Source organism: Kitasatospora sp. NPDC057512, from assembly GCF_042802135.1.
Lineage (GTDB): Bacteria > Actinomycetota > Actinomycetes > Streptomycetales > Streptomycetaceae > Kitasatospora.
In genome coordinates, this window is the sequence record NZ_JBHVET010000450.1 from 1 (window position 1) to 7,139 (window position 7,139).

The window sequence follows — 7,139 nt, forward strand, 5'->3', positions numbered from 1 at the left end:
GCCGGACGAGCCCGGCCCCGCCTCCGCGATCACGCTCAGGCGCTCTTGACCCGCACCAGGATCTCGACCTCGACCGGGGAGTCCAGCGGCAGCACCGCGACGCCGACGGCGCTGCGGGCGTGCACGCCCGCCTCGCCCAGCACCGCGCCGAGCAGCTCGCTGGCGCCGTTGACGACGGCCGGGACGCCGATGAAGTCGGGGGCGGCGGCGACGAAGCCGACGACCTTGACGACCTGCTCGACCTGGTCGAGGTCACCGACCACGGACTTCACGGCGGCCAGGGCGTTCAGCGCGCAGATCCGCGCGAGGTCCTTGGCCTCCTCCGGGGACACCTCGGCACCGACCTTGCCGGTGCTCGGCAGCTTGCCGCCGACGACCGGGAGCTGGCCGGAGGTGAACACGAGGTCGCCGGTCCGCAGGGCCGGCACGTAGGCGGCGACCGGGGCGGCCACCTCCGGCAGGGTCAGGCCCAGCTCGGCGAGCTTCGACTCGACCTTGCTCATGCGTTCTTCTCCCGCTTGAAGTAGGCCACCAGCTGCTCCGGGTTCGGGCCGGGCACGACCTGGACGAGCTCCCAGCCGTCCTCGCCGAAGTTGTCCAGGATCTGCTTGGTCGCGTGCACCAGCAGGGGCGCCGTCATGTATTCCCACTTGGTCATGGCCAGACTCTAGACGAGCCGTCGCGACGATCCGCGCCGCCCGCCGCGAGGCGTGTGAGGTGGGGCACAAAGAGGGCATGATCCGGCCTGACGGCCCAGGTGCTCCGGGCATCCGGTGCGCTCCCTGGTTACCCTCGCGGGAGGGCACCCTGGCGAGGGGCACCCTCGTCAGGAGGGGACGCCCGTAGGACGGAGACGGACGGAGACGGAGCGTGGCACGCACCCCCGGCCAGGCGGCCCGGCGCGACCCCGACTGGGAGGGCGTCCGGCTGCACGTGGTCAGCGGCAAGGGCGGCACCGGGAAGACCACGCTGGCCGCGGCACTGGCCCTGGCCCTCGCCGCCGACGGCGGACGGGTGCTGCTGATCGAGGTCGAGGGCCGGCAGGGCGTCGCCGAGCTCTTCGGGATCGCCGCGCTCCCGTACGAGGAGCGCCGGATCGCCTCGGTCTCCCGCGCCCAGCTGGGGCTGCCGGCCGGGGAGGGCGGGCCCGGCGAGGTCTTCGCGCTGGCGATCGACACCGAGCTGGCGCTGCTGGAGTACCTGGAGATGTTCTACAAGCTCGGCCGGGCCGGGAAGGCGCTCCAGAAGGTCGGCTTCGTCGACTTCGCCACCACCATCGCGCCCGGCGTACGGGACGTCCTGCTCACCGGCAAGGCCTGCGAGGCGACCAGGCGCAAGGACCCGGACGGCCGGCGGCGCTACGACGCGGTGGTGATGGACGCCCCGCCGACCGGGCGGCTGACCCGGTTCCTGAACGTCAACGCCGAGGTCGCCGGGCTGGCCAGGATCGGCCCGATACACACCCAGGCGCAGGCCGTGATGCGGGTGCTGAAGTCGCCGGAGACCGCGGTGCACCTGGTCACCCTGCTGGAGGAGATGCCGGTGCAGGAGACGGTCGACGGCATCGAGGAGCTGCGCGAGGCGAAGCTCCCGGTGGGCGGGGTGATGGTCAACATGGTCCGGCCGCCGGTGCTGGACGCGGCGGCGGTGGCCGCGGTGGACGGGGACCACCGCGAGGAGGTCGCCCTGGCGCTCGGCGAGGCCGGGCTCGGCGGCCGCACCCGCACCGGGGAGAAGGTCCGGGCGGCGGTGGAGCCGCTGCTCGACCCGCTGCTGGAGCAGGCCAGGGAGCACGCCGAGCGGGTCGAGCTGGAGCGCGCGCAGCGCGCCGACATCCAGCAGCTGCGGCTCCCGACGTACGAACTGCCGCTGCTGGGCGAGGGCGTGGACCTCGGCGGGCTGTACCGGCTGGCGGGCGAACTGAAGCGGCAGGGGGCGGCATGACCTCGAACGGGGTGCGGAGCACCGGACGGCGGCTCGCGGTGGACGAGCTGATCGACGACCCGAAGACCAGGATCATCGTCTGCTGCGGCTCCGGCGGCGTCGGCAAGACCACCACCGCCGCGGCCCTCGGCCTGCGGGCGGCCGAGCGCGGCCGCAAGGTCGTGGTGCTGACCATCGACCCGGCCCGCCGGCTCGCCCAGTCGATGGGCCTGACCGAGCTCGACAACACCCCCCGGGTGGTCAAGGGGGTGAACGGCACCGGCGAGCTCCAGGCCATGATGCTGGACATGAAGCGGACCTTCGACGAGGTCGTGCTGGCCCACGCCGAGCCCGAACGGGCCCGGGCGATCATGGAGAACCCCTTCTACCAGTCCCTGTCGGCCGGCTTCGCCGGCACCCAGGAGTACATGGCGATGGAGAAGCTCGGGCAGCTGCGCGCCGCCGAGGAGTGGGACCTGATCGTCGTGGACACCCCGCCGTCCCGCTCGGCGCTGGACTTCCTGGACGCGCCCAACCGGCTCGGGTCCTTCCTGGACGGCCGGGTGATCCGGATCCTCACCGCCCCGGCCAAGGTCGGCGGGCGCAGCGCGATGCGCTTCCTGAACGCCGGGATGGGCCTGCTCACCGGCACCCTGGGCAAGATCTTCGGCGCCCAGCTGCTCACCGACGTGCAGACCTTCGTCAGCGCGATGGACTCGATGTTCGGCGGCTTCCGGGAGCGCGCGGACCGCACGTACCAGCTGCTCAAGGCGCCGGGCACGGCGTTCCTGGTGGTGGCGGCGCCGGAGCGGGACGCACTGCGCGAGGCGGCGTACTTCGTGGACCGGCTGGCCGCGGACCGGATGCCGCTGGCCGGGCTGGTGCTCAACCGGGTGCACGGCACGGGCGCACCGCAGCTCACCGCGGAGCGGGCGCTGGCGGCCGCCGAGGCCCTGGAGGAGAACGGCTCGGAGCACGCCTCGCCCGAGGCGGAGCTGCTCGCGGCCGGGCTGCTGCGGCTGCACGCCGAGCGGATGCAGATCATGGGGCGCGAACGCCGTACCCGCGACCGCTTCGTCTCGGTGTACCCGGACGTGCCGATCGTGGAGGTGCCGGCGCTGCCGGGTGACGTGCACGACCTGGACGGGCTGCGGGCCATCGGGGACCGGCTCAACGGCGCGGTCTAGCCCGCGCGGTACGGAGCCAGGCGCGGTACGGAGCCAGGCGCGGTACAGCCGGGCACGGTCACCGGCCCTGCGCGGTACAGCCCCCCGTCCGCGGGGCCGACCGGCCCGGGCCGCGTGGTGCGGCCGGGCTCAGCCCGCCTGGGCGTAGTCCGTCAGTATCACCCCGGTCGCGAGGGACTCCTCGTACTCGGTGCGCGCCGTCTCCAGCAGCCTCCGCCACGAGATGACGGTCGGGCGGCGGCGCAGCAGCGCCCGGCGCTCGCGCTCCGTCATCCCGCCCCACACCCCGAACTCCACCCGGTTGTCCAGGGCGTCCGCGAGGCACTCGGTCCGGACGGGACAGCCGCTGCACACCGCCTTCGCGCGGTTCTGTGCCGCCCCCTGGACGAACAGTTCGTCCGGATCACTCGTGCGGCAGGCGGCCTGCGCACTCCAGTCGTCAACCCAGCCCATGCCGGCGCCGTCCTCTCCCGTATCGAGGCTCCCCCACGGCGGCAACGGCATATTCACCGTTGCCAGTTGAGGACGTTACGGAAGAACGACAGCTTGCAACAGCCCCTTCGGGCTCAATCTCGAATGACCCAATTGGACTATGGGTGGCGATCAGCTCACTCGTTGGAGTGATCGCAGGTCGCACGCCTTGCCAAGAGCGGAACCCCCACTCTCGCCACAGGAGTCGTCACTGAGCGCAACCGACCATAGGAGCACAGCAGGCCACAGCTGCCTCAAAACCCGGACATCAGCGGGCAATTCGGGCAAGTCTTCTCGCCCACAAGAGTGAACGATGTTGACGCACCGAAGCTGTCGCAAGCTTGTGACAAGCCTAGGCGAACACCTGCCCCGGTGTGCGGGAATCCGCGACGTAGGGTTCTCCCCATGGCACCGAAGCGCCCCCAGGCAACCCAGCCCCCAGGCAACACCGGAGCTCCGCGCGGCAGGACCGGCGGATCCCCGATGGAGCACGCCGGCAACGGCGTGAAGTTCCTGGGCGTCAGCGTGCTCTCCGGAGTCCTGCTGGCAGGCCTCGCCCTGCCCGCCGTCGGCGCCATCGGGCTGACCGCCAAGGACACGGCGGAGAGCTTCGCCAACATCCCCGACGACTTCAAGACCCCGCCGCTCACCCAGGCGACGCAGATCTTCGACGCCAAGGGCGGCCTGATCGCCAAGGTCTACGAGCGCGACCGCACCGTCATCACCGCCGACCAGATGTCGCCGTTCATGCGGCACGCCCAGGTCGACATCGAGGACGCCCGCTTCTACGAGCACGGCGCCGTCGACCTCAAGGGCGTCCTCCGCGCGATCAGCAAGAACGCGGAGAGCGGCACCGCCTCCCAGGGCGCCTCCACGCTGACCCAGCAGTACGTGAAGAACGTCAACGTGGAGAAGGCCGGCGACGACCAGGCGGCCGTCCTGGAGGCCCAGCGCAAGACCCTGGGCCGCAAGATCCAGGAGCTCAAGGTCGCCATCAAGCTGGAGGAGGACCTGAGCAAGGATCAGATCCTCACCAACTACCTCAACATCACCTTCTACGGCCACCAGGCCTACGGGGTCGAGGCCGCCTCCCAGCGCTACTTCAGCAAGAGCAACAAGGACCTGACCGTCGCCGAGGCCGCCACCCTGGCCGGCGTGGTCCAGAACCCGTCGCAGTACGACCCGGTGCGCTACCCCGAGAACACGCTCAAGCGCCGCAACGTCGTGATCGACAAGATGCTGGAGAACAAGCACATCACCGCCGACCAGGCGAAGGAGGCGAAGGCCGCCCCGCTGGGTCTGAAGTACAAGGACCCGCAGAACGGCTGCATCACCGCCCAGGCCGGCATGGGCTTCTTCTGCGACTACGTGCGCCACGTGGTCAAGCAGGACCCGGCCTTCGGCAAGAGCGCCGACGAGCGCAAGAAGCTGTGGAACACCGGCGGCCTGAACATCTACACCACGCTGGACCCGGACAAGCAGGCCGCCGCCCAGAACGCCGTCACCAAGAAGGTCAACGTGACCGACCCGGTGTCGGCCGCCGCGACCATGATGGAGCCGGGCAGCGGCAAGATCCTGGCGATGGCCCAGACCCGCCCGTACGGCCTGGACCCGAACAAGAACCAGACCGTCGTCAACCTCAACGTGGACGCGGCCATGGGCGGCGGCAACGGCTTCCAGACCGGCTCGACCTTCAAGCCGATCCTGGCCGCGGCGGCGCTGGAGTCGGGCATGTCGAACACCCAGGCGTTCCCGTCCGAGAACAAGATCGAGTACCCGCAGATGTCCACCTGCTCGGGCACCTGGAAGAACACCGTCAAGCCCAAGGAGACGGTGAAGAACGAGCAGGACAGCGAGGTCGGGCCGTACCAGCTGAAGGAGGCGATGGCCCGCTCGGTCAACACCTACTTCGTGCAGATGGAGCAGCAGGTCGGCCTCTGCGCGATGAAGCAGATGGCGAACAAGCTGGGCATCACCCAGTCCGCCAAGGGCGACGCCTTCCAGGAGGTGCCCTCGATGGTCCTCGGCACCCTGGAGCTCTCCCCGCTGACCATGGCGAACGTCTACGCGACCTTCGCCGCCCGCGGCAAGTACTGCACCCCGGTCGCGATCAACAAGATCACCACGGTGGACGGCAAGGACGTCCCCGTCCCGCAGTCCCAGTGCAGCCAGGCCTTCTCCGAGCAGACCGCCGACTCGCTCAACGCCGTCCTGCTCAACGTCACCGAGAAGGGCACCGCGGCCTCCCTCGGCCTCGACGACGGGCGCAAGATCGCCGGCAAGACCGGGACCACCGACGAGAAGAAGGCCGCCTGGTTCAGCGGCTACACCCCGTCGCTGGCCACCTCGGTCTGGCTCGGCGGCCCGGCCGGCGGCGTCAAGATGAAGAACATCACCATCGGCGGCAAGTACTTCCCCGAGGTCTTCGGCGCCGACGGCCCCGGCCCGATCTGGCAGCTGGCGATGAACCAGGCGCTCAAGGGCACGCCCGTGGAGCCGATCCAGACCGCCAACATCCCGGACCCGCAGCCGGCCACTCCGCCGCCGGGCACCACCCCGCCGGCCACCGACCCGAACGCCCCGCAGCCGCCGGCCGGCAACCCCCCGCCGCCGCAGCAGGGCGGCCAGCCCGGCGGGCTGCCCGGCACCCAGGCCGGCGGTCTGCCCGGCGGGCTGCCCGGCGGCTTCCCCGGCGGGTTCACCTTCCCGCCCGTCCCCGGGAACGGGAACGGGAACGGCGGCCGACACGGCGGCGGGAACGGGAACGGCTGACCCGCCCTCCCGGCGGGGTGACCCGCGCCGCGGAACATGACGAAGGGGCGCCCTCCAGTGCGGAGGGCGCCCCTTCGGCGTGCTGCCGGGGCAACGGGGGCGCGTCCGGGGTCGCCCCTGGACGGGCCCTGGACGGACCGGGGCGGACCCGGGGCGGGCCCTGGACGGACCGGGGCTCAGGCCAGGGCGGGCCGGGCGGACCGGGGCTCAGGCCAGGGCGGCCCGGGCGGACCGGCTCAGGCCAAGGCGGCCTTCACGGCGGCGGCGACCCGGCTGCCCTCGGCCAGACCGTCGACCTTGGGCTTCACCAGCTTCATGACGGCGCCCATCGCCTGCGGGCCGCTCGCGCCGCTCTCGGCCACGGCGGCCGCCACGATCGCGGCCAGCTCCTCGTCGGAGAGCTGCTTGGGCAGGTAGCCCGCCAGCACCTCGCCCTCGGCCAGCTCCCGGGCCGCCTGCTCCGTCCGGCCGGCGTTCCCGAAGGCCTCGGCCGCCTCCCGGCGCTTCTTCGCCTCGCGGCCGATCACCTTCAGCACGTCGGCGTCGGACAGCTCGCGCTTCTGCTTGCCCGCCACCTCCTCGCTGGTGACGGCGGACAGCGTGAGCCGGATGGTGGACGAGCGCAGCTCGTCCCGTTCCCTGATGGCAGCCGTGAGGTCCTCGTGCAGCTGCTCCTTGAGCGTTGTCATTTCCTCTTCTTATCCTTCGGCTGTGGGTGGGCTCAACCAGTTTCCCGTGGGCATCCACCAGGGTTTCCGCAGTTGAACGAGTATCCCCGACAAGTAC

7 protein-coding genes are annotated in these 7,139 nt (G+C 71.4%); 3 read left to right on the plus strand and 4 right to left on the minus strand.

Translation table 11 applies throughout. The annotated features are described in order from the left end of the window. Nucleotides 1-35: 35 nt before the first annotated feature. Both ACFU6K_RS25805 and ACFU6K_RS25810 read right to left on the minus strand, forming a co-directional pair. The gene (locus ACFU6K_RS25805; RefSeq protein WP_380666829.1) at nt 36-503 is read right to left on the minus strand and encodes a RidA family protein; all 468 of its coding nucleotides are present in this window, start codon (nt 501-503) and stop codon (nt 36-38) included. Continuing rightward, nucleotides 500-658: a DUF4177 domain-containing protein gene (locus ACFU6K_RS25810; RefSeq protein ID WP_094743074.1), complete on the minus strand. Its 159-nt coding sequence runs from the start codon at nt 656-658 to the stop codon at nt 500-502. Before ACFU6K_RS25810 ends, ACFU6K_RS25805 begins: the two co-directional genes overlap by 4 nt. A gap of 212 nt (nt 659-870) precedes the next feature. Here ACFU6K_RS25810 and ACFU6K_RS25815 point away from each other — a divergent pair, with 212 nt between their 5' ends. Beyond that, complete coding sequence (locus tag ACFU6K_RS25815; RefSeq protein ID WP_380666831.1) at nt 871-1,944, plus strand: ArsA-related P-loop ATPase; 1,074 nt, start codon at nt 871-873, stop codon at nt 1,942-1,944. Beyond that, nucleotides 1,941-3,110 (plus strand): ArsA family ATPase, encoded by a 1,170-nt coding sequence (locus tag ACFU6K_RS25820; protein WP_049656832.1) that lies wholly within the window; start codon nt 1,941-1,943, stop codon nt 3,108-3,110. Before ACFU6K_RS25815 ends, ACFU6K_RS25820 begins: the two co-directional genes overlap by 4 nt. A gap of 129 nt (nt 3,111-3,239) precedes the next feature. On the opposite strand, the gene ACFU6K_RS25825 is transcribed toward ACFU6K_RS25820, so the two are convergent. Then, nucleotides 3,240-3,563, minus strand: coding sequence for a WhiB family transcriptional regulator (locus tag ACFU6K_RS25825; RefSeq protein WP_030240986.1), 324 nt, complete (start codon nt 3,561-3,563; stop codon nt 3,240-3,242). Between the two features lie 501 nt (nt 3,564-4,064). Here ACFU6K_RS25825 and ACFU6K_RS25830 point away from each other — a divergent pair. Continuing rightward, nucleotides 4,065-6,353 carry a transglycosylase domain-containing protein gene (locus tag ACFU6K_RS25830; protein WP_380666833.1) on the plus strand — a complete coding sequence of 763 codons (2,289 nt, stop codon included), beginning with the start codon at nt 4,065-4,067 and terminating at the stop codon, nt 6,351-6,353. 236 nt (nt 6,354-6,589) lie between these two features. On the opposite strand, the gene ACFU6K_RS25835 is transcribed toward ACFU6K_RS25830, so the two are convergent. Next, complete coding sequence (locus ACFU6K_RS25835; RefSeq protein WP_380666835.1) at nt 6,590-7,042, minus strand: GatB/YqeY domain-containing protein; 453 nt, start codon at nt 7,040-7,042, stop codon at nt 6,590-6,592. Nucleotides 7,043-7,139 lie beyond the last annotated feature (97 nt).